A 23,346-nucleotide genomic window follows, 5' to 3' on the forward strand; every position below is an offset into this window, starting at 1 on the left:
TACAAAGGAAAGGAAAATAACTGTGCTAAGCTCTGTAGTGGAAAGTCTCAAAAATCCTGGTGTTTATCTTCATGATGTTGATCGCGTTGAAATGCTAGAAACACATTGTTCCGTTGTTTTTATTGCAGGTGAATTTGTTTACAAAATTAAAAAGCCGGTTAATTTTGGTTTTCTTGATTATTCTACACTGGAAAAGCGCAAAAAATATTGCCATTTAGAAATACAGCTTAATAGACGGTTGGCCCCGGATGTTTATTTGCAGGTAGTGGCCATATATGAGGACAAAGGGGAGATAAATTTTTCTCGAGGAGAGGTAATTGACTACGCAGTTCAGATGCGCTACTTACCGGAAGAGTGGATGATGGATTATATGTTAAAGCATCACACATTGACCGTTGAGCATATGCAAAAATTAGGTGCATGGTTGGCTAAATTTTATCAGTCTGCCGCGCGTGGTGATGAAATTGCTCCTTTTGGAGAATGGGGAGTTGTTGCAGGTAATTGTCGCGAAAATTTTACACAAATGCGTGAATTTATCACGCATACCATCACACCGCAGTTGTACGAAGCTTTGTTGTATAAAACAGAACAGAGCTTGGAAAAAAACAAACGGATTATAAATAAACGTGCGCAGGAAAATATCACATGCGATACCCATGGAGACCTTCGCCTCGATCATATTTATGTCGAACCGCAAACGCAGCGACTTCTTATTATTGATTGTATTGAATTCAATGACCGCTTCCGTTACGGTGACCCCGTTTCTGATTTGGCATTTTTACTGATAGGATTGCATTTAGAAAGAGAAAATGACTTAGCAAAAGCGCTTGTTCAGAGCTATTTTCGCAATGTTTGCGATACAACAGGGCAGCTGGTATTGTCTCTTTACTGTAGTTACCGTGCAACAGTACGCGGCAAGGTTTCGAGTATGAAGTGGGCCGAACCCGAGACAGAGGATAAGGCTGCCGCAAAAAAACATGCCCAAGAGTGTTTTTTACTCGCATATCGCGAATTGGCTTCACGTGATGAAAACGTGGCAATAGTTTTGGTTGCAGGGCTTCCAGGAACAGGAAAATCTAAAATTTCACAATATTTGCAAAACGAACATAATTTTACTCATATAAGTAGTGATAAAGTGCGTAAGGGTATGGCGCGAGATCAAAATGCCGAAAGTGGTGGTAACGGTTTTATGCAGGGAATTTATACACCGCAGTGGACAGAGAAAACATATAGCAAATGTTTTGAACTCGCTGAGGAGTCTATTCTCAAAGGCCAGCGCGTTGTGATCGACGCGAATTTTAAGTTACAAAAGCAAAGGAAATTATTCTATGACCTAGCGGAAAAATGGCATATACCTCTAGTGATATGCCATTGTACCTCGGAAGAGGAAAACATACGCAAACGTCTTGAGGAACGTCGTGACATTTCGGATGCCGATTGGGAGGTTTATCAAAAAGCCAAAAAGCAATGGCAAAATTTCTCTGAAGAAGAGAACAAACTAGTGCATAGGGTTCACAATGAAAATTTTACTGAGACAACACAAAGGATAAAAGAAATTTTACATGCAAATTTTCTGTGCGAACGGCAATGGAAAAACAGTAACGAGACAGCAGAGGATGATGTTTGTATTGTTTTTTAAAGGCCAATACCTCTCCAAACAGGAGGAGAGGTATTGTTTTCAGCTTATCTAGTTGGACAAAGTTTTAAGCAACGATGCCTATTTGTTGTAATTTTTTATTTAGCCAGGAAACAATGGTTGTTTCTCTTCCCGAGTTATCTATTTCCATGAATTGCAACATTAGTTTATTGTTAAGCGGAGTAAATATCTTTCTAATAATTGGATTGATGTTTTCGGTAAGCCCCAGTTTTTCTATTTTGCTAAGTCTGTAAGCGGTATCGTGATATTTTATGGTTTGCAAAATGTCTATGTCATCCGTAAATATTTTTGCAAATTCGTAAGAGTAAAGCGCATGAGCTGGCTCATAACCATCGTCTGGTTTTTCGCCTACCTCTTGGATAAATTGCCTACTTTTCTGTAAATATAACTGTTTGTTCGAGGTTTCAGGTAAATATTTATGCGTGTTGTCGATAAGCTCGCCTAACTTACCCATATCGTGAAGTATCGCAATTAAGCGCAGTTTTGCAACATTTTTTGTGCAATGTTCGCTTATATATTGCAATAAATTCTCGATATGGTACCCCAATTGGCCTTCTAGGTGTCCTTGCCTTACTTTTCCTATATCCAAAGATGTTTGAAAATATGTATTTGCAAGTATGGCTTCTTCGGTTTTGTTTTGGGCCGTTATATCATAAGTCATTGATTTTAATTTTGCTTAAAAACTTGTATAAATTGTGGAGGAATATGTTTGCATAGATAGACATCGTTTTCGGAAATGAAAAATTTAATATCTGCTGCCTGGCAACCAGGCACATCAATTTTTAGAATAACAGGATCTTTATCGTATCGTTTTCCTACTTTCCACGCCGTATCTAAATCCGCAGACAAGTGTACATGGTGCCTTTGCATGGGTAACAAACCGCTTTGCCGAATTTTTTCCCATGCGCTACGAGAAGTTCCGTGATAGAGATCTTCTTGAGGTGTAATTTCTGAAAATTGCAAATCAACACCTTTATTTGAGTGCCCTTGGTTTGCACGTATACGTCCGTCCTTGATCGTGAATCTTTGTTTGTTGCACTTCTCTAATACGGTATGGATATTTTCTGCGGTGAGTTTGTGCCAACGCGGTGAGCTTCTTTGGACTTTTTGTAGGAAAGTTTCAAAGTCGCACCAACCATCACTGTCTAGTTTTATACCTATTGTTTGTGGTTTATGTCGTAATACGAGTGCCATAAATCTCGATAATTTTTTTCGTAAATTCTCATTGAGTTCCATGTTTATTTACCTAAAAGAAAGATACTAACGGCAATAATAATAACGATAACAACTGCCAAGATGGCTTTAAAGTTTTTGTAGAAAAAATGATCGTTTATGACTTCTTTTCCTTGTAAATATAAATCTAAATCTTGGCCCATTTCATCCGCAGACTTGTAACGCTGTTTACGATCTTTTTTCAAGGCTCTTTCTGTAATGTATTCGATAGCCTTGGGGATTTGACTGTCGACTTTACAGAGTGGTGTAGGAGTTTGTACCTGAATATTGGCGACAATATCTTCGAGATTCTTACCTTCAAAGGGAAGTTTTTTACTCAACATTTCATAAAAGATAATACCAAGTGAAAATATGTCGCTTTGTTGATCTATTTGTCTTTGTATTCCTCTCGCCTGTTCCGGTGACATGTAGTGTGGAGTGCCTAATATTTTGATGCCACCTACATCATATTCACGTTGGATAATGCCAAATTCAGTGACAATAGGATCTCCAGCGCTGTCAATGAATATATTCTCAGGGGTTAGATTACGATGGTATACATTTTTTTCGTGGGCGAAATGCAATGCTTGTGCTATTTTTTGTACAACTTCTACTGCCCTAAGTACCGACATACCATGAGATTTTACCTTTTTTAACGATTGCCCTGAGATAAGTTCTGTGACGAAAAAAGGTGGATCGTTGTCTTTGTGTATTTCATAGATGCGTTCAATATGAGGATGTTCTAACGATTTGGTTCTTTCGATATCTTGAAAAAAGCGCTCTAAATCTATGGCAGCGCACTCCTCTTCGGGACTAATCTCTTTAATGGCAACCCTGTTATCGTTTTTCGTATTACGCGCTTTATATACTCTTCCAATAGGGGTTTGTGATATCTCTTCAAGTATTTCATAATGAGCATATTGTTTTTTGGGAGCCCGCGAACGTTTAACAACTCCTGGAAGCTCTCTCGTAACACCTAGATTCATTTCTTTTTGAATATGTTTGTGAATAACCTCTAGTTGTTCCGGAGTGATTAAACCTTCCTCTAGTGCCACTTCTTCTAAACTAAGTTCACTGTCTTGCTTTTCTTGGAGTTGTTGTAACTGCTCTTTGGTTAGATAGTTTGTTTTTAGGACAGCTTTTCTAAAAAAAAAGTCTTTGTGCGAAACCATATTCATGCCTTCAAAAGTTGAAAAAATCTATTTCCAAATAAACATCTCTCCTTGAGACGAAGCTGTGCATAAAGTCATTTCTACGGGGGAAAAAGAAATTGATTCAATATGTGCTGTGTGCCCTGACAACTTCGTAATCATTTCTCCTTTTTCTACATCCCACAATGCGACCTTCTTGTCTTTTGATCCGGAAGCTAAAACGGCATTGTTATGAGAAAAAGCTAGTGCGGTAACGGACATCTTATGTCCCAGTAGGCTATGTCTTTGACGAAGTTTTTTGCGATGAAACTTTGGAATTTCCCACAATTTAACATAATAGTCCCCACCACCAGAGGCCAGCCATTTGCCGTCTGGAGAGTAGCACAAAGACATAATAACCCCGTTGTGGACATTGGAGTGTAGTACGTAGCGTCGTCGATGTAAATCGATGATGCGTAGGTTACCGCTGTGGTGGCCCATCGCTAAATAGCGACCATTGGGAGATAGTGCCATACAGGATATATGGCGATCAAAAAATCGTATGAGATCCCCCAAATCGCGATCGTATAAATCAGAATGAGTTACGCGCCATACGCCACCTACTTGTGAGTGGTGGAAAAAATCAGGTGTTGAGGTTCCTGTAATATCAGCAAAGAGTGACGCCGTAAAACGGATCGCAGGAGAGATTTTTAAATACTCTGAGGTGACAATAGAAGTCGCTCTTCTACTGATGGGTTTGTAATTCTGGGTGTTCCAGATTACTTTTTTGCCATTTCCGGCGCTGACGAGGTACTTTCCTTCGTGGTCGTAGCACAAGCCCCATATTTTATCGGTAAATAAGTTGAGTTTTTTGTAGATACTGATATCGTGCCATTTGAGATACTCGGCAACAACCGTAATTTTTTGTTCGCGAACATTACCCCAAATGTCTTGAACGACCACGGGAATAGTTGTTGTTTTACTCTTTATATCGGTGGGCAATTTGATCGAGATATACCATTTGTCTTTTTTAAAGGTCGATACTTTTTGCGACATCACGGTAATTTCTTTTATTTTCGAGTCGTCGATGACAATGCCTTTTACCGTAATTTTGTTGTGATATAGTTTTTCATTTTCTTTTGGAAACTCAATATAGAGTTCCGGTGCTTTTTTGTCGGTTGTAAAGGAGTAGTCATAGACACTGGTGTTGCCGGCAATATCGCGGGCTGTTAGGCTAACACTTTCTTCTTGTAAACCTAAAGGAAAAGAAATTTGCCATTTTGTAAAAGAAGCATTGAGCGGTTGCGCTTCGTAGTCGCCATAAAAAATGGTATCGACCCGCGAGTCTTCTTCTGCGGTACCTTCAATAACAATATTTCGCGAATTTTCTTCGATAAAATGTTTGGTGATTTGTAACTTGGGAGGGACAATATCTACATTCACAGTAATTTGATGGACAAGTTGTTTGTAAGTTCCACGTTGATATTCTAAACGAATTTTTTGTAAACCCTGAGGCAAAATGACTTCCGTGGAGAAAACATTTCCTTCATACTTGAGTTGGGCACCGTTCACTCGCAAATACTGACTTGAAATATGCGGTGGAATTCTTACTTCGACCGTAGTTAGTCTTTTGGATAAAATTTTACCTGTACGTGGTGAAACGACAATACAATTCTGTAGCTTTTTTGTAAGGGCATTCTTTGCCATTTCGTAGCTAGTCTGCCATAATGGCAATTTCTTTTGCGCGATTCTTATAGCTTTCCAATATTCACCTTCGCGCATCGCTTCTTTGTAGTCGTTTTTTTCGTTAAGATTGTATATTTTGTCGCGTAATTGTTTTTTTTGTTTTGGAGTAAACTGATTTTGTAACTTGTCGTACCATTTTTTGGCGTCTACAGCGTCGTTATCCTCAATGGCTTTGTGGAGTTTTTGCATATAGAACTGCACTTGAATTCTTTGCAACTGTTTTTGAAGCAATTGCTCATGGTTTTTCCACCCCTGGTATTTTTTTATGATAGAAGTCGCGCGTTGGTAATTTTCGGTACTGACTTGCTTATTGACTTGCTGTGTTGCATGGTAAAAACGCGCGTACTGGGTTAAAATATCTCGTGTTTTTTGATCGAACTCCTGTGGAAACTCCATGTCGGTTTTACCGGTAAGCAAATCGTTTTTTATTTGAGTATATGTACTATTTATGATGATTTCTTTCGCTTGATAACATGGCTTCACTTTTTGCACTTGTTGGGCAAATTCAATGGCTTTTGCCCAATTTTTCTCGTTGTAAGATGCTACAGCTTGTTCTAGTAACGATGTGTAGTTACTATGAACCGTATACTTGTTCCACAACAGAGATACGCACCACAAAACGAGCAGAATACCGGCAACAGCGATAATTTTTTCGGTGACAATATCATATGAAAATTTTAGTTTTGATTTAATTTCTTTCCAGAAGTGATCTGCATTTTGGTAACGAGCATCTGGGTCAGATGCAAGTCCTTTGAGTATAACTTTGCGTAGGCCGGAAGGTAATACGCGCTTGGGGTTTTGTCTTATGTGTTTTTGAGTATCGAGTAAATTATACACGAACTCGTTGGCGGTGCTACCTGAAACAGGTAGAACACCTGTGTACATTTCGTAAACGCATACGGCCACCGAATACAAATCACTGCGATGGTCAACAGGGTCATCTAATAGTTGTTCCGGGGATACGTAGTTTAGAGTACCACCACTAATGTTGTTCTGGTACTCTTCGCAAGAAGCGAGCCCAAAATCAAGTATTTTTATACGCAAACGATTATTGGTGTTGTAGTAAACGATAATATTCGAAGGTTTGATATCGCGATGTATGATGTTTTTTTTATGTGCATCGCATAAACAGCGTAGAAGCTGTTCACTAATCTCATAGATCTCATCTTTGCTGAGCATTTTCTCTTGCATAAGTTCTTTAAGAGTTTGCCCTTGATGATAATCCATTACAATGTATAGGTGGCCACGCCATTCGCTTACCTCGCGGATCGCGACAATAGATTCGTGAATAAAGTGTGAGGCAACACGTGCTTCATTCAAGAAGCGTTTTCTTTGTGCGACGTTTAAGGAGTATTCTCGGCGTAAAAATTTTATAGCCGCTGGTTTACTTAAGATTTCATCTTGTGCGAGATAAACTACTCCTGTTGCGCCTTCTCCGATTTTTTTTTCTATTTTGTATTTTTTCGCGACTATTTCACCTGGAGAGATTTTCATTTCGAAAACTCCTTACTCGAAAAAGAGGAAACCATATGAAAGACACGGTTCCGAGAATGCGATTTTGTGGTACCCATCCCCACATACGACTATCTTCACTATTATCGGTGTTATCCCCCATAACAAAGTAATTGTTTTGCGGAACGACAAAGGGTTTGCTCCCCCAGCCATTTTCAGGCATCCCATTGTAATCTACATATCTAGCCCAGCGATATTTACGGTGAAAAAAGCAAATCTGTGGCTTGCCGTTTACATATATGTTGCGATCATGTTTTATATATAATGTATCTCCAGGTACTCCAACAACGCGTTTTACCAGCATTTTTCTATTTTTGTGTGAAAAAAATACGACAATGTCCCCGCGAGAGGGATTTGCGATATTGAGCAGTCCTTTAAAAACGATGATACGGTCATCATGCCAAAAATGACCGTTTCCTTGTAGAGTAGGAAACATCGAGTTACTGGTTACGCGGTACAAGTCTAAAAATAAAGTGGAAAATACTATATAAATGACCGAGACATAAGTGATCAGTTGTCCAAAAGCCACGATTTGTTTACCCGAAGGAATCGAAAATTTCTCATTGTCGAGAAAATGAAAAAAATCGTCTTGCATATTTTTACCTGAGTAGTTTGTATATAGTACATAAAATTTGATCGCGAACCATTTCTCGGCGCGATTCATGATAAAGGTACATGCAATTTGGCATAGATCTGTCACTTGACATAATAAAATTTTACATGGAAAATTTCATTTACCGGGCATAAGATATCACTCTTATTGTAATAAATTATAAGGGAAAAAGGCAATGACATTTTAATTTTACTACGTTAAAATACAAAATTGCGACAATCGGTATGAATTTTGCTTATTTTCGCTCTAGTAGACTTATGGGAAAAGTTTTAGGATAAAGGTTTGTTTAAGAGGACAAAAATATGAAAGACTATTATGATATTTTAGGGGTTAGCCAAGATGCAAGTGCTCAGGAGATAAAGAATGCCTATCGCAAACTAGCAAAAAAATATCATCCAGACAAAAATCCTGGAAATGCTGATGCGGAAAAGAAATTCAAAGAGGCAGCAGAAGCCAACGAAATTTTATCGAATGAGGACAAACGCAAAAAGTATGACCAGATGAAAGCCGGTGGATTTCATAATTTTGATGGTTTTGGCGATGGTGGTTTTGATGGCTTTGCCTCTGGAGCCAGCGGCATGGATCTCAACGATCTTCTCAATTCTTTTTTTACCGGAGGTGGACAAAGTAGAGGCGGGGGTTTTGCCAATCAATTTAATCAGCGTCGTCCCAGTCCGCGTAAAGGTGGAGACACCGAGGTAAAATTAGACATACCGTTTCTCGTTGCAGCAAAAGGTGGGAAGTCGAATATCAAAATTGGCCAACAGCGTAAAACCGTTAGTGTGGATATTCCTGCAGGTATAGATACGGGACAAAAAATTCGCATAGCGGGTCAGGGGCAACAAGGTTCGTACGGAGGTCCTGCTGGAGACTTATATGTTGAAGTGCGTGTCCAAGAACACGAAACATATAGCCGCGATAAAAACAACTTGATCTGTGAAAAAGAAATTAGCCTCAAGGATGCTTTACTGGGCACTAAAATTACTGTGCAGACCCTGGACAATAAAAATATTGAATTAAAAGTTCCGCCGTGCACACAACCGGGTGCGACACTACGCATTAAAAAACACGGAATAAAAACGACACGTCAAACAGGGGATTTTTTGGTGAAATTTAAGGTACGTCTACCCGAAAATTTAAATGAAGAGCAGGAAAAAGCCATTGAGGAGCTATTTTAATGCTAGTTAAGAATTTTGGTCGCAAAGTAAAAATTTAGGGCGGTGTTACGCCGCCCATGAAAAAATGTATTCTCTTATGGTTAAGGTAAGTCTATTATAATTTGTTGCATACTAGACGGAAAGCTTTGCGTAAATCTTCTATTCTTAGCGGTTTGGCTAACACACAATCTACCATTTGTGGTTTTTGCGAAATATCACTTATGATATCACCAAAGCCTGTGACCATAATCAGTGGAGTATCGGGGCTTTGTTCTTTTATTTTCACAGCGAGAATGTCACCGCTCATTCGCGGCATGGACAAATCTGTGATCACCAAATCGAAATCTCCCAAGGCAAAAACATTAAGAGCTTCTTCGCCATTGGAGGCTGTTTTGATCGTATGTCCCTCGTTTTCTAACAAATCCGTCATTGCTAGTTGATTCAGCTCTTCATCGTCGACAACTAAAATGCGTAAAGAATTTACAGGCAGAATCGTCGGTTCTTGTTCTGGGGTTTCTTTTACTTCCACGGCTTTTTTCATAAAGCCTATGGTAAACTTTGTTCCTTTTCCTTGCTTCGTTTCTATATCAATCATACCACCATGACGTTGGACAATGCCGTAGACCATCGATAATCCCAAACCTGACCCACGTCCTTTCTTTGTCGAGAAAAAAGGTTCAAAGCACTGTCTCTTTACATTTTCCGGCATCCCATTTCCATTGTCGTTTATTTCAAAAAAAACTTTATCGCCATTGGTATACACTTGGATATTAATGTGCCCATCGTCTGCAATGGCGTCTATCGCGTTAAAAATCAAATTAATGAGAAGTTCCGAAAGTTCACTTCTGTTTGCATAGAGTTCAGGAGCGTTGTGAATTTTGAATGAGAATTCAATGGTTTTTCCTTGTGTTTGCGCCTGGTCTTTCCACCTTGGTCTGGTAAGAGACTTTATTTCCTCGAGTAAGGCTTGTAAATCGATTTGCTGGTATTGTCCCGGTGAAGGCATGTAAAATCTGTTCATGCGTTTGACAACATCTGCGGCGTCTTCTGTAGATTTTAGAATAAGCCGGAGGTATTTTTTTGTTTTTTCCGGGTCATCGAGTATCTCCGGCTGGCCCGTGAGCATAAGTTCTATGAAATTGTGGATAGGGGAAAGAAAATTGTTGAAGTCATGGGCAATACCACAAGCCATTTCGCCCAAAGCGCTCATGCGTTCGCGAAAAACCATTTTCTTCTGTACTTTCTGTAGCTCACACAACGCTTGTTCTAAGCGGAGATTGGAAGATTCTAATTCTGTAGCACGTTCGGCGAGCTGCTTTTTCAGAGTGGTTTTTTCCACTACGTTAGAAACGGATTTGTGTAATATTTCCTTGGAAATCTCATCTTTGATAAGGTAATCCTGTGCGCCATTTTTCATGGATTCTACCGCAATTTTTTCATTTCCTTGTCCTGTGAGCATAATTACGGGTATGTGGGAGTCATGCTCTTGTAAAAGATTTAGTACTTTCAATCCATTTCTTCCTGGTAGGGAGTAATCTAGTAGCACACAGTCTATTGTTTGATTTTGATATATGTCGATGCCTGTACTTCCTGAATCTGCTTCATATATATTGTTGCCTTTCAAGAAATCATTGTATAGCATCCGGTCATCGAAGCTATCGTCGATTATCAGAATATTAAAACGTTCGTTCACAGTCGTATCTCCAAGTTGGCTTTTAGTACTTTTTTGGTATAACAGCGGCTCCAAACCAGTACTCTCTTAAGGTTTTTATTGTTGCAAAGAAATTCTGTAGTTCCACAGGTTTTGTGATAAACGTGTTGGCACCTTGCATATAACATTTTTGAATGTCTTGTTCATTTTCGGATGTTGTAAAAACGATCACGGGAATAGTTTTGTATTGTTCGTGCTCTTTGATTGTTTTTAAAACTTTTATTCCATGTATTCCTGGGATATTGAGATCAAGAAGAATAATGCCTGGTCGCGGTGCATGTTGAGGGTTGCTGTACTTACCTCTATTGAAAACAAAGTCTAGAGCTTCTTGTCCTGTTTCACTACGATATATTGGGTTTTTTAGATTTTCATTTTTTTTGAAAGCACGAAATGTGATTTCGTAGTCATCATCGCTATCTTCTACAACGAGGATGGGTTGAAATTGTTTAATCACGTGTTTGTTCCCCAAAAGTAAAATAAAATGTTGTTTCCTTATCTAACTCTGACTCTAGCCAAATAGCTCCGCCAAGTCGTTCGATAATTTTCTTCACGAATGTAAGTCCGGCACCTGTACTCGTGGCATGTTGTTTTGTACTGTGAAGACGTTTGAAAATGGTAAAAATTTCCTCATAAAATTCTTCATCTATACCAATACCGTTATCTTTTACGTAGAATACATTGCCGTTTTTGGTTTCATTACAACCAATGTCAATTCGTTTTACGTCTTTGTCGTTGTATTTGATAGAATTTTCAATTAAATTGTGAAACACTTGTGTGATGTAAACAGGGTCACACAAAATGGTCGGTAGTTTTTTCTGTAGTGTAATAACGACATTCTGTTCTTCTATTTGATCTTGAAGCGTTTTTTGTACATCTTCGATGACAAGATTTAAGTCTGTTTCCTGTGTGGAGAATTCTTGTCTGCCGATGCGAGCAAAATGCAACAAGTCGGTGATGAGTTTTTGCATACGTTTTGTTAAGTACTGTAAGCGGTTTAAGCGTTTGACACCTTTTTCATCCAGCTGATGGGCATAATCTTCTAACAAAAAAGAGGAATGGTTGGAAATGGCGCGTAGAGGCTCTTTTAAATCGTGAGACGCTATGTAGGCAAAGTCGTCTAACTCGGAGTTCGATCGTTCCAATTCCCTCATTTGTTCTATGTGGTTGGTCATATCAACAAAAATAACAATTGCTCCTGTTATATTACCTTTGTGTAAAGGATGGGCATTTAAAGAAACGATGATATTTTTTTTGCGATCAAATTTTTGGCAAAAGTATTGTTTTTCGTATATATGTTCTCCTTGGAGAGCTTTTTCAAAAGGGGAATATTCTAAATGAGGTGTTTGGCTTTTTTCTAGAGAAAAAATTTCATGAACCGCTGGTAAAACTTTGCTTGTCGTGGTTATTCCCAAGATTTTCTTGGCTTGAGGGTTGAAGTGTTTATATTCTCCACTTTCGTCTACAACAATAACGCCCATTTTGGAGTACTGCAAAATGGTTTCGGATAACAATTGTTGATTGCGCAGTTCCATTTCTGTGTTTTTTAGATGTGTGATATCGGTGTGTGTTCCGACCATACGCGTAAAATTCCCCGTTTCATCTTTGAGTGCGAGCCCACGACACAATACCCAAACCGTCGAGCCATTTTTGTGCTTGTATCTCACCTCTTGTATGTAAGGGTGTTCTCCATCTGTATCCAAATGAAGCTGGAAATTTTTTTTCGCCACTTCAAAATCCTCTGCGAAAATCAAGTGTTGCCATGCACTTGCCTTGTTCTCCATTTCGTGATCCTGATAGCCAAACATCTCTTTAAACTTGGGGCTCAAATATTCATCGTCTGTTCCTAGTTTCCAGTCCCAGTAACCGTCGTTTACGACATTCATAATGGTTTTTAAACGTTCTTTATTGGTTTTTAGGATATTTTCTGCCTTTTTATTTTTGGTGATATCAACAAATTTTAACACCATTCCATCTACCACACCGACTTCATTGTGGTATGGAAAAATTTTCATCATTAGCCAACGGTCTTTCTCATAACGAACTTCTTTTTCTATTTTTGTTTTTGCCTGTTGGACTTGCTTGAGATCATCTAAAAAATCTGCTTGAATTGTGTGATGAATGTGTTGAATGGGACGTCCAATATCTTGGGGAAGTAAAGGGACTATATCGACGACTGCTGGGGTAAATTTACGAATGCAAAAATTGTTGTCTAGAAAAATGATACTGACATCTGTACTTTTTAGAAGATTGTTCATGTCGTTATTGAGCTGAGCAAGTTCTGTTATTTTTCTTCGGTATTCTGAATTGACAGTGTGTAACTCTTCATTGACGGAATGTAATTCTTCATTTGTGCTATGTAGTTCCTCGTTGGCGGCTTGTAATTCTTCGTTTGTGGCATGTAGTTCTTCGTTACTCGTTTCTTGTTGCTCTATTGTTGTTTGTAGATACTCTTTTGTGTACTTTAGTTCTTGTTGTAAACTTTCAATGTGTTCTTGTTGGTCTTTGGTGTATTTGTATTCATATTTATATTTAGTATTGGTATTCTCTGAAACACTTTGTTTTTGTTCCTCTATTTTGACTAGAAAATACTCTTGTTTGTCTGGACTATAAATAGCAAATGGCTCCACTGTTATTGTGATAAATTTTTTCTCTTCTGTCGTTAGGAGGGGGACTTTTTGATAGACGACTTTCTGGCCCTTGTCGAAGGCGTTTCTCAAAGCGGAGTTTAGTATGGATCTCATATGATTTTCAATCATAGAAAATACGTCAAAACTAGCTCTGCCCTTTACCTTTAGATATTCAGATGCCCCAGGAAAACTATGAACTAGATTATAACTTTTATCGACAATAAAAGCAGGTATGTCTATCGTTTCTAACATAGCATCATAAAGTTTTAATAAGCGAATTTCTTGTTTGTCTCTAACAGGAAGTGCGTTTCTTATTTTGTAAGGTACGCGCTTTATTTGTCCGACTAAGGAGTATTTGGAATGGCCTATCTTTTCGTAGATTTTCCATTTATGGCTAATGGGGAAAAAATCATCAATGAACGATCCGAGATTTTCACTTGGTCCAAGGAACAAGAAACCATTGTTTCTCAGAGCAAAATATAAAAAAGAAGTGGCGCGCTGTTTCGCATCTGGTTCAAAGTAAATCAACAAATTTCGACAGCAGATCAAGTCCATTTGGGTAAAAGGTGAGTCCTTTAGTAAATTATGGACGGAAAATACGATTTTTTTTCGTAAACTCGGTTGAATAACATATTCATCATTCTCAAAAGAAAAATACTTTTTTATTCGAGATTTGGAGAGTTTGCTTAATTTGTTTTCACAAAATCTTCCGGCACTTGCTGTGAGGATAGATTCTTCGTGGAGGTCAGTGGCAAAAAGTGTGAAAGACAAATCGAGTTTGTTTTGTACGATGTATTCGTCTAAGAGAATGGCAATGCTATAGGCCTCTTCTCCCGTAGCACAGGCGGAAACCCAAATGCGTAAATCTTTTTCTTCTCTTTTAATCAATTGAGGAATGACAGACATCTTTAATATTTCAAAAGCTTCCGGGTCGCGAAAAAATTGTGTCACTCCAATGAGTAATTCACGATATAAAATCTTTTGCTCTTCTTGATCGTTTTCCAGGAAAACAAAATATTCCATCGTATCGGAAAACGACTTCAGTTCCGTGCGCCTTTCAATCCTTCTTTTTACGGTGGACAATTTGTATAAAGAAAAATCGGTATCAAATTTTTGTTGTAGAAGGTTTATGATGCGGTGAAATGGTAATTTTTTGTTATGATCAGCTAAAAATGCAAAATTTTCAATATATTCTGCAAGAGTAGAGCCAATTTCATCTACATTCAGAACAAGTTTTACTTTGTTTGTGAGAATTGCATTTTCTGGCATTCCTGAAAACTTAGCATTTTCCGGGGTTTGTGCAATGGTGTTTCCACCAACATCAAAAATAGACTCAATGCCTTTGGAGCCGTCTCTTCCTGTACCTGAAAGAATGATTCCAATCGACTTATTACCACAGTCTTTGGCCAAAGAGTTAAAAAAAGTATTTATGGGAAGACTAAGTGTGTCATTGTCTTTTTCTCGCAGGTACAAAATTCCACCATTGATGATGACTTCTCGATTTGGCGGCAATAAATAAACCTTGTTTTGTTTTACCACCATACCGTCTTCTACAATGAGAACTTCCATCTCTGTACGACGAGAGAGTATTTCGTCCATAATACTTTTCAAATCGGGTGATAAATGCTGTATCACAACAAATGCAATCCCCATTTGCTGCGGCAAACTGGAAAACAAATTTTCTAGTGCTTCTATTCCTCCGGCGGATGCTCCCACAGCGGCAATGAATATTTTTTCTTGAGACATACTAGTTTCCATGGTTGACATTCGAATAGGCAAATAAAATCATCTTTGTAAAGAGACAAGAAATAATATTTTTTCAAAAAAACAAAAAAATAATATATCTATTATACAACATATATGAAAAAAATAATATGCAATACAACTTTTCCTCACTAGTTCTTTTATTGTTTTAGGCGCGAGGCATCACTTGTGGAGGTTTGGGAAATGCCGTAATTTTACACTTTGGCAACCATAATTTTAATTTTTCCACAAGACCTTCGTTTACATCCTCAATAAACAATTGTTGCAATTGATTCATTTCTTTTAATACTAGAGGAATTTTGCGTAAAGGACTTTCTACGGCGTCTAACCACAGTACAGCCAAGTTTTTGAGTTGGGTGATCTCATGCGGTAAAAAATCCACTTCATTACAGTCAACATGGAGTCTCGTAAGATTTTGTAATTTTTCCATTTGTGAAGGAAAGCTAGATATATTGTCGATGCTAATACTTAAATTTTGTAGTTTGCTTAATTTTGATATGTCGGGAATGGATTTCAAAGCATTGTATCTAAGGTCTAACACTTGTAGATTTTTGAGCGATAGTATTTGCATGGGAAATTCGCGCAATTGATTGTTGACGAGATTTAATTCACAGATACCTTGCAAATTTTCTATGGTAGGTGGAATTTTACGCAGATAGTTGTGATTTAAATCTAGTGTTTTTAGTTTTGTTAATTCACTAAATTCTGTGGGCAAGACTTTAATTTCCGTATTTTGTATGTTCAAGTGCTGAAGGTTACGCAGATTTTGTATGTGAGGTGAAATTTCTTTTAATGGGTTTCCTCCTAAGTTTAAATATTCCAGTTGAGGGAATTGTTCGAGTTCGACAGGCCAAACTTCTAGATAATTGGCGTATAAGTTGAGATGCGACAATGTTTTTAATTGCAAAATTTCGTCGGAAATACGGCGTATACGGCCAAATTCTGCCTGCAAGGATTCGATTTCGCTTAACTCTTCGATCCCTTGCCATGAGTGGAGAGTATTGTGGCCAATATTGACCGCCGATATGAGTTTTTTGGGTAAATTTTGCGGAAATTTTACTAGTTTGCGGCCGGAGAAATCCACGGCAAATTTCCCACCGCAATGATCAAACTCACATCCTCGCAAGTCGAACAAAGTAGTATTTCCGCGAAAGCTACAATGGGTAAAGCGTATATTGCGCGCAATGTTTTTGTTGTTGTTGTCGAGATAAAATGTACATGCCTGGTAGTGCGTATACGATTCTAATTTTTGGATCGTTTTACCTTTGATGAGTCTCACTGTCGTAATTCCTGCTACTCACTAAGCCATTTTTCAATGGCAACGATATTTAGGAGCGCTCTTTCGCAAAGAGACGACTTAATAATATATTCTTGTTCTTTACCTTCTTTAGGCTTGTGAATAGAACAATGGTCATTGGCTCCGATAGGACCCAGGCCGTCTACAGTAGGAGCGATCTGCCAAAAAGAGGAACCATCACTTGCTCCGGCTCGTGGTTTGGGGTCTATGTGAAGTCCAATATCTTTGCCTGCCTCGACAAAAGTTTGCGCAAGTTTATCGCTGCCTTCGTTTTGTGGCCAACATGGATAGGAAGGCATTTGTTTGACAATGGTTTTGCATTGAAAGTCGCCGCTGTTACTTCTCACTACACCGTCTCCAGCGAAGCGATGTATAAAATCGACGGCAAAATCAAAGTCGTCCTGGGTTTTGGTGCGAATATCTATATAGCAATACGCATGGTCGGGAACACGGTTAATCGCCACTCCTCCTTGCGCCTCTCCCACGTTAAATGTCAAGCCTCTTTTGTAGCAGGTTTCTTGTTCAATAGCGACGATTTTGTGCGCGAGTTCCAATAGAGCACTGGCACCGCGATGATGGTCGGTACCGGAGTGAGCTTGGCGACCAACTGTTTCCATGTAAAATCTAGCAACACCTTTGCGCGCAGTTACGATGTTACTTCCTTGTTCTTCGATGCCTCCCGCCTCGTAGACCAATACCGCCAGTGTTTCTTCGGTGACATACTCTGTAGCGAGTTGCGAAAATTCCTCGGTTCCGTCTTCTTCGCGTGCGTTTAATAGTACATGCCATGTATATTTATTAAACAGTTGTGGATTTTGGTCTTTTAGGGTTTTTAGCACCATAAACATGACAATCGTTCCGCCTTTTATATCGCAAACCCCAGGGCCATACAACTTTTCGCCCTCTTCACGTAGGTAAAATTCATTGTTTTTTTCTTCTTCTACAGAGTAGACGGTGTCTAAATGAGATACCATTGCGATACTTTTAGAGGTCTCTCCTTGGTGGGTTAAGAATACATAGTCACCATATGTCGGATCGAACTTGGAAGGCACAATTTCCGCGGTAAACCCCAATAGTGCAAATAGGTCGATACATTTTTGTCCTACAACATTTACTCCATGTGCGTTTTTGGTTTGTGAATTCACGTCAACAAGCTCATATAAAAATTCAAATGCTTGGTTTTCCATTTGCGTTAGGTGTTCTTTGTATATTTCAATTTTGTCCATGTTTTTCACCTAAAAAAATGTTTGTTGTATATCTAACTTCAGTAACTGTGGTAATTTTGCGTTTATATTACATACTTCGCGCAACTTATTTACAAAATAAATAGCGGCGTCAATGGCCAATGCTGACTGATGTTGATGCATAAAAAAATAAACATTGTCTATGCCATTTTTTGTCCAATCATCTAGGCGTTTTACCCAATCGTCTAATCGCTGATAATCAGTCGTATGTAAGTCATTTCCTACAAAGCGAATAACAGCGGTGTTGGAAGTAACACGTTGATGAAGAACATCGCGCCTACCTGCGACATCAGTAATGACAGTGGCAACGTTGTTATTTTGCAATTCTTGAAAAGTATTTCGCGAAGTAGCGTTATTTTCGAACCACTGTGGGTGGCGAAATTCAATGGCCAGAGGCAAAGGAAAATTCGCGATGTAGTTTACCAAAATATTACTGCGGTTGGGGGCAAAACTCGGCGGGAGGACTAAAAAACAAACACCAAGATATTCTTCCCATAATGATATTGTTTCGCTAAATATCTGGGTTGTTTTTTCGGCGTGCATCATTTGCTTGTCATGACTAATTTCAGAGGGAACTTTTGGGCAAAATTTGAACCCTGGTAGCGCTTTTTCTTTCCATCCGAGTATTGTTTCTGATTTCGGAATGGCATAATAAGTACTATTAAATTCTATTGTGGAAAAATTTTTACTATAATAAGTGAGATATTCGTTATTTTTGGCTTTTGCCGGGTATATTTTATCCACAAAACTTTTATCCGCCCATGCTGGGCAACCAATATATATTTTAGGCTGTTGTCCTTTTGCTAAAGAATTGAACAATTTTATGTTATCTGGATGATCTTGGGGCATTGCGAAATCTATTTTGGCAATATTTTCTACTTTTCCAAAATCCATAAGTTCCTCGGAGCTTTATTAAAATAGTAAGGTGATAAAAATGAAGGAAAAAGATTCTATAGTTAAGAAGGTTAAAACTATTTGGAGCGCAACTCTGTGCGGAGATGAGTTGCCTTCCGCTACAATTAGGAGTGATTATAACGTAGCGCGAGAATCTTCGCCACAAATATTTACAAGTGAAAAATTCGAAGAAAATGCAACAATAGTTGCAGGGGATAACATTAAAGCTCTTGAGGAACAAAAAACTATTCTCGGGGGAAGCGAGTCGCCCGTAGAACAACAGACTATTTTAGGTGAAAGTGAAGATCCCTACAGGGAACAAGCAACAATACTCAGTGACGGTGCCTCAGATAAAAAAGACCAAACTATGGTGGAGGAAACGCAAAGTCTCGATAAAGTAGACGTAGATTTCGATGATTTTGAAGTGGTCGGAGAATTAGGGCGCGGTGGAATGGGAATCGTTTATTTGGCGCGCCAGAAATCTTTAAATCGCGAAATTGCTCTAAAAGTGATTTCTACAAACCAAAACCACGGCGAAATGCAAAAACGTTTCATTTCCGAAGCGATTGTCACCGCCGATCTTGATCACCCCAATATTGTACCAATTCATACCCTCAGCGAGGATAAGAATGGACAAATATCCATTGCAATGAAAAAAGTAAACGGAACTTCGTGGAAGGAACTTTTACACCCACAAACAGTCCAAGAGAAAGAACGCAGTGCAAAGATGGAAATTTTTGACCATCTCGATGTGTTGTGCCGGGTATGTGATGCGGTTGCGTACGCACATTCGCATAACATTATTCATCGCGATTTAAAGCCAGAAAACATCATGATCGGAGGTTTTGGCGAGGTTCTGGTGATGGATTGGGGGATTGCTCTTGACATCTCGGAAAACAAAACGGAAAAAACTCTGCATCGCAGTGAAATCAAAGCTCCTGAAGGGACCCCTTTGTATATGGCTCCCGAAATGGCTCTCAATGATAGTGAGAATATAGGCGTTGCCACCGACGTGTACCTTTGTGGTGCGATATTACATGAAATAATACACGGTGCTCCTCCGCATCACGGTAAGACGATTATGGAAATTTTATGTAACGCGGCGCAAGGTGAAATTTCTCCATCATCTAGCTCTTATAGCGAATTAGATAAGGTGCTGTACAAGGCATTGGCGCATAACCCCGAAGATCGTTTTGCATCGGTTTTGGATTTTAAAGAGGCACTATTGCAATTTTCACGTCACTACGATGCCTCTAAAATTATTGACACGGCAATGAATGAGTTACAAGATTTACAACAAAAAGAAAATCTAACCAATCAAGACGTCTACATTACCGGTGACGAAATTTACAATAGTTTTGTCCAGGCATTGAAAATACAAGACAATAACCCCACTGCGATTAATGGTATTGTGCAAATCATCAAGTTGCAATCGCAGTGGGCTTTAAAACACGAAGATTCGGGAATGATCGAGTTGTACATTGGACGGTTGAATATGCTGAAAGATACCCCCGTAGAAGAGCTCGAAAAAATGAAAAAGCGACTAGAGACATTGCGTGGTTTTCGCAAAAATATCGTGTACACCCTTGTTTTGGTTGTGCTCATTATTGGAATTGTATTTTGGGGAAAGATGTCGGTAGAAGAAGATGTCTATCTCGATGGTTTACAGGCTGAGTACGATAAAAAAACGAAAGAGGCAGCGGATGCAATGGACTTTGCGCAGAAAAAAAATACTGCGCAAAGTGTGATCGAAATGTCGCAAAAAATTCGCAAAATCAATGATGAATTGGAGGAGATCGCAGCCAAATCGAGCAAAATAGAGAAAACGCCAAACTTAGATTTAGGAGAATTACGCTACAATATCATTTATCAATCGCTGCAAATGGGCCATTACCAAGACGCACTTCTGCTAATCAAAGAAGAACTCCGTTTTGTAAAGTCACCCGTTGTCGCTATCGATAAGTTTATCGAGAAGGAAAATATCAAGATCGACAAAGGGGTTTTATCACTTTTCGCACAAAAAGATATTAGAACTGTGTATCACAGTTTGTGCTCGTTGGCCAGGAGTACCGCATACTCAGGAGAAATACTTGAGCGGATTTGGCGCCATTGTTGTACGGTGAGCGACGATGCCATGGAGAAAAGATTACAAGAAGTGGCGGCAGTTGCTTTACTGGGGATCTCCGTACAAGCACACAATATGTATGATAAACGCACAGCTCTTCGAGACGCGCAAAGAGCACTGGCCATTGATTTACCTGTTCATCTGTGGAGTCTGGCAACAGCCAATACCAAATCTGAGTCGAGAAAGAGCAGTTTACGACTAGAGAAGCGTCAAAAGCGCATATGGGGGATCGACTCACATCGCGAAAAATTTTGGAATTTCCCCCCGCAAAATTTGCAGTTAACCTTGTGTAATTTTTTATTTTTTTCCGAGCAGCAACACATTTACACGGGAAGTAAAAATTCGTTGATTGTGCTGAATTCTTCTGATGGGACTATTTTGTATCGTTATCGTTTACCGCACCCTATTAAATACTTGTACCATTTAGATAAAAACAGTTTCGCGGTAGAAATGTTGATCTCAGAATATTCGATAAAAGAGACTTATCGCGTGATTTTTGATGTGCAAAAACAACAATTTCGCACGCCACTAAAAATCTACGGCGAAGGACTAGTTTCTCTTTTATCTAGCACGATAGAAGCCAATCAAGTATTTAAAAATGCTGGCTTTAAAGTATTGGCGACGGATATTGCACAAAATGTTTGGCCGCAAAGTGAGAAAGAACGCGCAAATTTTGAAAAGCTCATTGCTACGAGCATGGCCTTAGACCAAACGAATATTTACTATCGTTTCGTCAAAGCAATGATTTTGTCGCATCGTAAGCAACAAAAAGAGGCACAGCAACTTATTGAAGAAATTGCTACACAAAAACGCATTAATTTTAATGAGTATGTTTTGCTCGGTTTGTATTGCAATTATTATGGTTTTCCCGAGTGGGAAAAAATGTTCTACGAAAAAGCCCAATATTTACAAACGAAGACTTTTCACAACCCGCATTGCGATGTATTTATTCCGTCATCCACGAATATCTTTTTGAAAAAATTGGCTCAACATTATTTCGACAAAGGTAGAACGCAAAACGATGACAAGTATATCGATAAAACTTTTGCGTTGTTGAACATCTCGCGGGAGATTTTTCACTATACGGAAGGCGATCATTATTCTTATTTGTCTTTGAGCAAGTGGGCCGCAGATAACAACCGCCCGCAACTTGCCCAAGATTTTTCGCAATTTTCTGCGGAAGCTCTCTACCAAGGTGGCGATATGTTGTCATCTTCCTCTGATTTAGCTCTCGCGGATTTTTTGATATTTTTTAATGGTTTTTTGAGTTTATTGATTTTGTCGTTGCTCATATACACATGGTATCGAGCGAGAGCTTCGCGAATATCAGATTTAGAAGCAATTGGTTATGATACGTATTTCCTACGCAATATGGCTTTTCTGGCCAACCCGTTCAAGAGAGCGCGTTATACATTTATTACCTATTTAAACAAGGGAGAGAGGGTATGTCTTTGTTGCTTTGCTCTTTTGTTTATGACAGGAACGTTGATGCTGACGACAATTGTTTCTGATACCGGTAAAATGGCAAGTATACCACTTTCACTGGGAAATGGTTATTTGGGTGGGAAAGAGGCGTATTCCTATTTGAAAAAGTTCGAAGGTAAAGTGGATGAGAAGTTATGGAAGTTGCTCATGGCAGAAGCGGAGTTTCAAAAGGGTAGCGGTTTGGCAACTTTTTACTGGCAAAGTATGGATCATCCTATTGCACGGAATAACATGGGGGTTTTTTACAGTACGTCCGATGTTGCGGTAGCGAAATCGTATTTTGAAAAAAATAAAGATTTACCGGATATCTATGGAAAAATAGCTCAAATTAACCTTGCGATTTTAAACAAAAAATCTTTCACAGATCTTGCCACGCAGCTACCGAAGATATACCAAAATCATTTGCGATTTTTTCCCCAGCGGTGCTTAATGGCATTTTGCCCATATAGCATGTTGATTTCTGTTCAAACAGGAGAAGAGAGTTTTATTCGCAAAGGGATAAAGGCAATTTTTTTCGGTGGTGGCAACAGTGGTGGGTTGATCTTTGAGCTTTCCGGTAATGACTCGACGCTCATGACACCGTTTTTATTGTGCCATCTCTTTGTCGAGTCGTTGGTAAAATTGCATTGGTTTCCCATCATCGTGATGATTTTAGCACTGATTGGGCTACTTTCGAGTGAAAGAAGTCTGCATAAGGAAGAGCCACAACAAATCAAAAAAATCGTGCTGTATTTAGGAAATATATTTCCTGGATGGGTATGGCTTGTTTCGCGCAATGGTCTACAGTGTATGATGTATTTTTTACTGACGATTGTGAGTCTGTGTGGTTTATTACTCGACTACTTTGACGGAGGGATTTTGACTTCTATTGCCTTTCCATCGCTACCGTTTGTTGACTCTGTGGAGTATTTACAACCTTGGTATTTGACTATTTACAGCACGATGTCGGCGGTAATTTTAGTGGTTTTAGTTGCTTTATCGATTCGCAAGGCGGTGAGTAAAAAATAAACGCTCGAATATGACAAATGACTATCGCGGTATAAACAAATCCGAGCGTTCAGAATGAATCTTTGATTTTGTATAGGCTCTTACATTCTTGGAGAAACGGTATACCATGATTTTGGCCCATCTGCAATAGGCCGAAACCATGATATACCAATACTTACAATAAT

At 38.9% G+C, this 23,346-nt stretch carries 14 protein-coding genes; 3 read left to right on the top strand and 11 right to left on the bottom strand.

Going from position 1 to position 23,346, the window contains the following annotated elements; translation table 11 throughout:
* Positions 1-22 precede the first annotated feature (22 nt).
* Positions 23-1,639, top strand: a complete 1,617-nt coding sequence (locus tag UABAM_RS20270) for a bifunctional aminoglycoside phosphotransferase/ATP-binding protein (RefSeq protein WP_151969819.1) — start codon at positions 23-25, stop codon at positions 1,637-1,639.
* Positions 1,640-1,703: 64 nt separating this feature from the next.
* Here UABAM_RS20270 and UABAM_RS20275 read toward each other — a convergent pair whose 3' ends face one another.
* The 5 genes from UABAM_RS20275 to lepB are packed head-to-tail and all read right to left on the bottom strand — an operon-like array spanning position 1,704 to position 7,852.
* Entirely contained in the window at positions 1,704-2,318 is a 615-nt protein-coding gene (locus tag UABAM_RS20275; RefSeq protein WP_151969820.1) for an HD domain-containing protein, read from the bottom strand.
* 5 nt (positions 2,319-2,323) lie between these two features.
* Entirely contained in the window at positions 2,324-2,893 is a 570-nt protein-coding gene (locus tag UABAM_RS20280; protein ID WP_151969821.1) for an RNA 2'-phosphotransferase, read from the bottom strand.
* Between the two features lie 2 nt (positions 2,894-2,895).
* Positions 2,896-4,041 (bottom strand): serine/threonine protein kinase, encoded by a 1,146-nt coding sequence (locus tag UABAM_RS20285; RefSeq protein ID WP_173013449.1) that lies wholly within the window; start codon positions 4,039-4,041, stop codon positions 2,896-2,898.
* Positions 4,042-4,068: 27 nt separating this feature from the next.
* The gene (locus UABAM_RS20290) at positions 4,069-7,239 is read right to left on the bottom strand and encodes a WD40 repeat domain-containing serine/threonine protein kinase (protein ID WP_151969823.1); all 3,171 of its coding nucleotides are present in this window, start codon (positions 7,237-7,239) and stop codon (positions 4,069-4,071) included.
* On the bottom strand, positions 7,220-7,852 hold the full coding sequence (gene lepB, locus UABAM_RS20295) for a signal peptidase I (RefSeq protein ID WP_173013450.1): 633 nt from the start codon (positions 7,850-7,852) through the stop codon (positions 7,220-7,222). The genes UABAM_RS20290 and lepB overlap by 20 nt, the downstream gene beginning before the upstream one ends.
* 320 nt (positions 7,853-8,172) lie before the next feature.
* On the opposite strand from lepB, the gene UABAM_RS20300 reads away from it, so the two are divergent.
* Positions 8,173-9,048: a DnaJ C-terminal domain-containing protein gene (locus UABAM_RS20300; RefSeq protein ID WP_151969825.1), complete on the top strand. Its 876-nt coding sequence runs from the start codon at positions 8,173-8,175 to the stop codon at positions 9,046-9,048.
* A gap of 94 nt (positions 9,049-9,142) precedes the next feature.
* Here UABAM_RS20300 and UABAM_RS20305 read toward each other — a convergent pair whose 3' ends face one another.
* From UABAM_RS20305 to UABAM_RS20330, 6 genes are all read right to left on the bottom strand, one after another.
* Positions 9,143-10,720, bottom strand: a complete 1,578-nt coding sequence (locus tag UABAM_RS20305) for a hybrid sensor histidine kinase/response regulator (RefSeq protein WP_151969826.1) — start codon at positions 10,718-10,720, stop codon at positions 9,143-9,145.
* Between the two features lie 22 nt (positions 10,721-10,742).
* Positions 10,743-11,192 carry a response regulator gene (locus tag UABAM_RS20310; protein ID WP_151969827.1) on the bottom strand — a complete coding sequence of 150 codons (450 nt, stop codon included), beginning with the start codon at positions 11,190-11,192 and terminating at the stop codon, positions 10,743-10,745.
* Positions 11,185-15,111 (bottom strand): chemotaxis protein CheB, encoded by a 3,927-nt coding sequence (locus UABAM_RS20315; RefSeq protein WP_173013451.1) that lies wholly within the window; start codon positions 15,109-15,111, stop codon positions 11,185-11,187. Before UABAM_RS20315 ends, UABAM_RS20310 begins: the two co-directional genes overlap by 8 nt.
* A gap of 166 nt (positions 15,112-15,277) precedes the next feature.
* Positions 15,278-16,408 (bottom strand): leucine-rich repeat domain-containing protein, encoded by a 1,131-nt coding sequence (locus UABAM_RS20320; protein WP_173013452.1) that lies wholly within the window; start codon positions 16,406-16,408, stop codon positions 15,278-15,280.
* 14 nt (positions 16,409-16,422) lie between these two features.
* A complete protein-coding gene (locus UABAM_RS20325) occupies positions 16,423-17,652 on the bottom strand; it encodes a M20/M25/M40 family metallo-hydrolase (RefSeq protein WP_151969830.1) in 1,230 nt (409 codons plus the stop codon).
* A gap of 9 nt (positions 17,653-17,661) precedes the next feature.
* The gene (locus UABAM_RS20330; protein ID WP_151969831.1) at positions 17,662-18,564 is read right to left on the bottom strand and encodes a DUF72 domain-containing protein; all 903 of its coding nucleotides are present in this window, start codon (positions 18,562-18,564) and stop codon (positions 17,662-17,664) included.
* Between the two features lie 40 nt (positions 18,565-18,604).
* On the opposite strand from UABAM_RS20330, the gene UABAM_RS20335 reads away from it, so the two are divergent.
* Positions 18,605-23,182, top strand: coding sequence for a serine/threonine-protein kinase (locus UABAM_RS20335; RefSeq protein WP_151969832.1), 4,578 nt, complete (start codon positions 18,605-18,607; stop codon positions 23,180-23,182).
* Positions 23,183-23,346 lie beyond the last annotated feature (164 nt).

The organism is Candidatus Uabimicrobium amorphum, from assembly GCF_009002475.1.
Taxonomy (GTDB): Bacteria; Planctomycetota; Uabimicrobiia; order Uabimicrobiales; family Uabimicrobiaceae; genus Uabimicrobium; species Uabimicrobium amorphum.

What these genes read in the sequence shown, in the direction of transcription:
- UABAM_RS20280 (WP_151969821.1), bottom strand. Translation starts at nt 2,893, where the DNA reads ATGGAACTCAATGAGAATTTACGAAAAAAATTATCGAGATTTATGGCA.
- UABAM_RS20315 (WP_173013451.1), bottom strand. Translation starts at nt 15,111, where the DNA reads ATGTCTCAAGAAAAAATATTCATTGCCGCTGTGGGAGCATCCGCCGGA.
- UABAM_RS20335 (WP_151969832.1), top strand. Translation starts at nt 18,605, where the DNA reads ATGAAGGAAAAAGATTCTATAGTTAAGAAGGTTAAAACTATTTGGAGC.
- lepB (WP_173013450.1), bottom strand. Translation starts at nt 7,852, where the DNA reads ATGCAAGACGATTTTTTTCATTTTCTCGACAATGAGAAATTTTCGATT.
- UABAM_RS20290 (WP_151969823.1), bottom strand. Translation starts at nt 7,239, where the DNA reads ATGAAAATCTCTCCAGGTGAAATAGTCGCGAAAAAATACAAAATAGAA.
- UABAM_RS20300 (WP_151969825.1), top strand. Translation starts at nt 8,173, where the DNA reads ATGAAAGACTATTATGATATTTTAGGGGTTAGCCAAGATGCAAGTGCT.
- UABAM_RS20325 (WP_151969830.1), bottom strand. Translation starts at nt 17,652, where the DNA reads ATGGACAAAATTGAAATATACAAAGAACACCTAACGCAAATGGAAAAC.
- UABAM_RS20275 (WP_151969820.1), bottom strand. Translation starts at nt 2,318, where the DNA reads ATGACTTATGATATAACGGCCCAAAACAAAACCGAAGAAGCCATACTT.
- UABAM_RS20285 (WP_173013449.1), bottom strand. Translation starts at nt 4,041, where the DNA reads ATGGTTTCGCACAAAGACTTTTTTTTTAGAAAAGCTGTCCTAAAAACA.
- UABAM_RS20330 (WP_151969831.1), bottom strand. Translation starts at nt 18,564, where the DNA reads ATGGATTTTGGAAAAGTAGAAAATATTGCCAAAATAGATTTCGCAATG.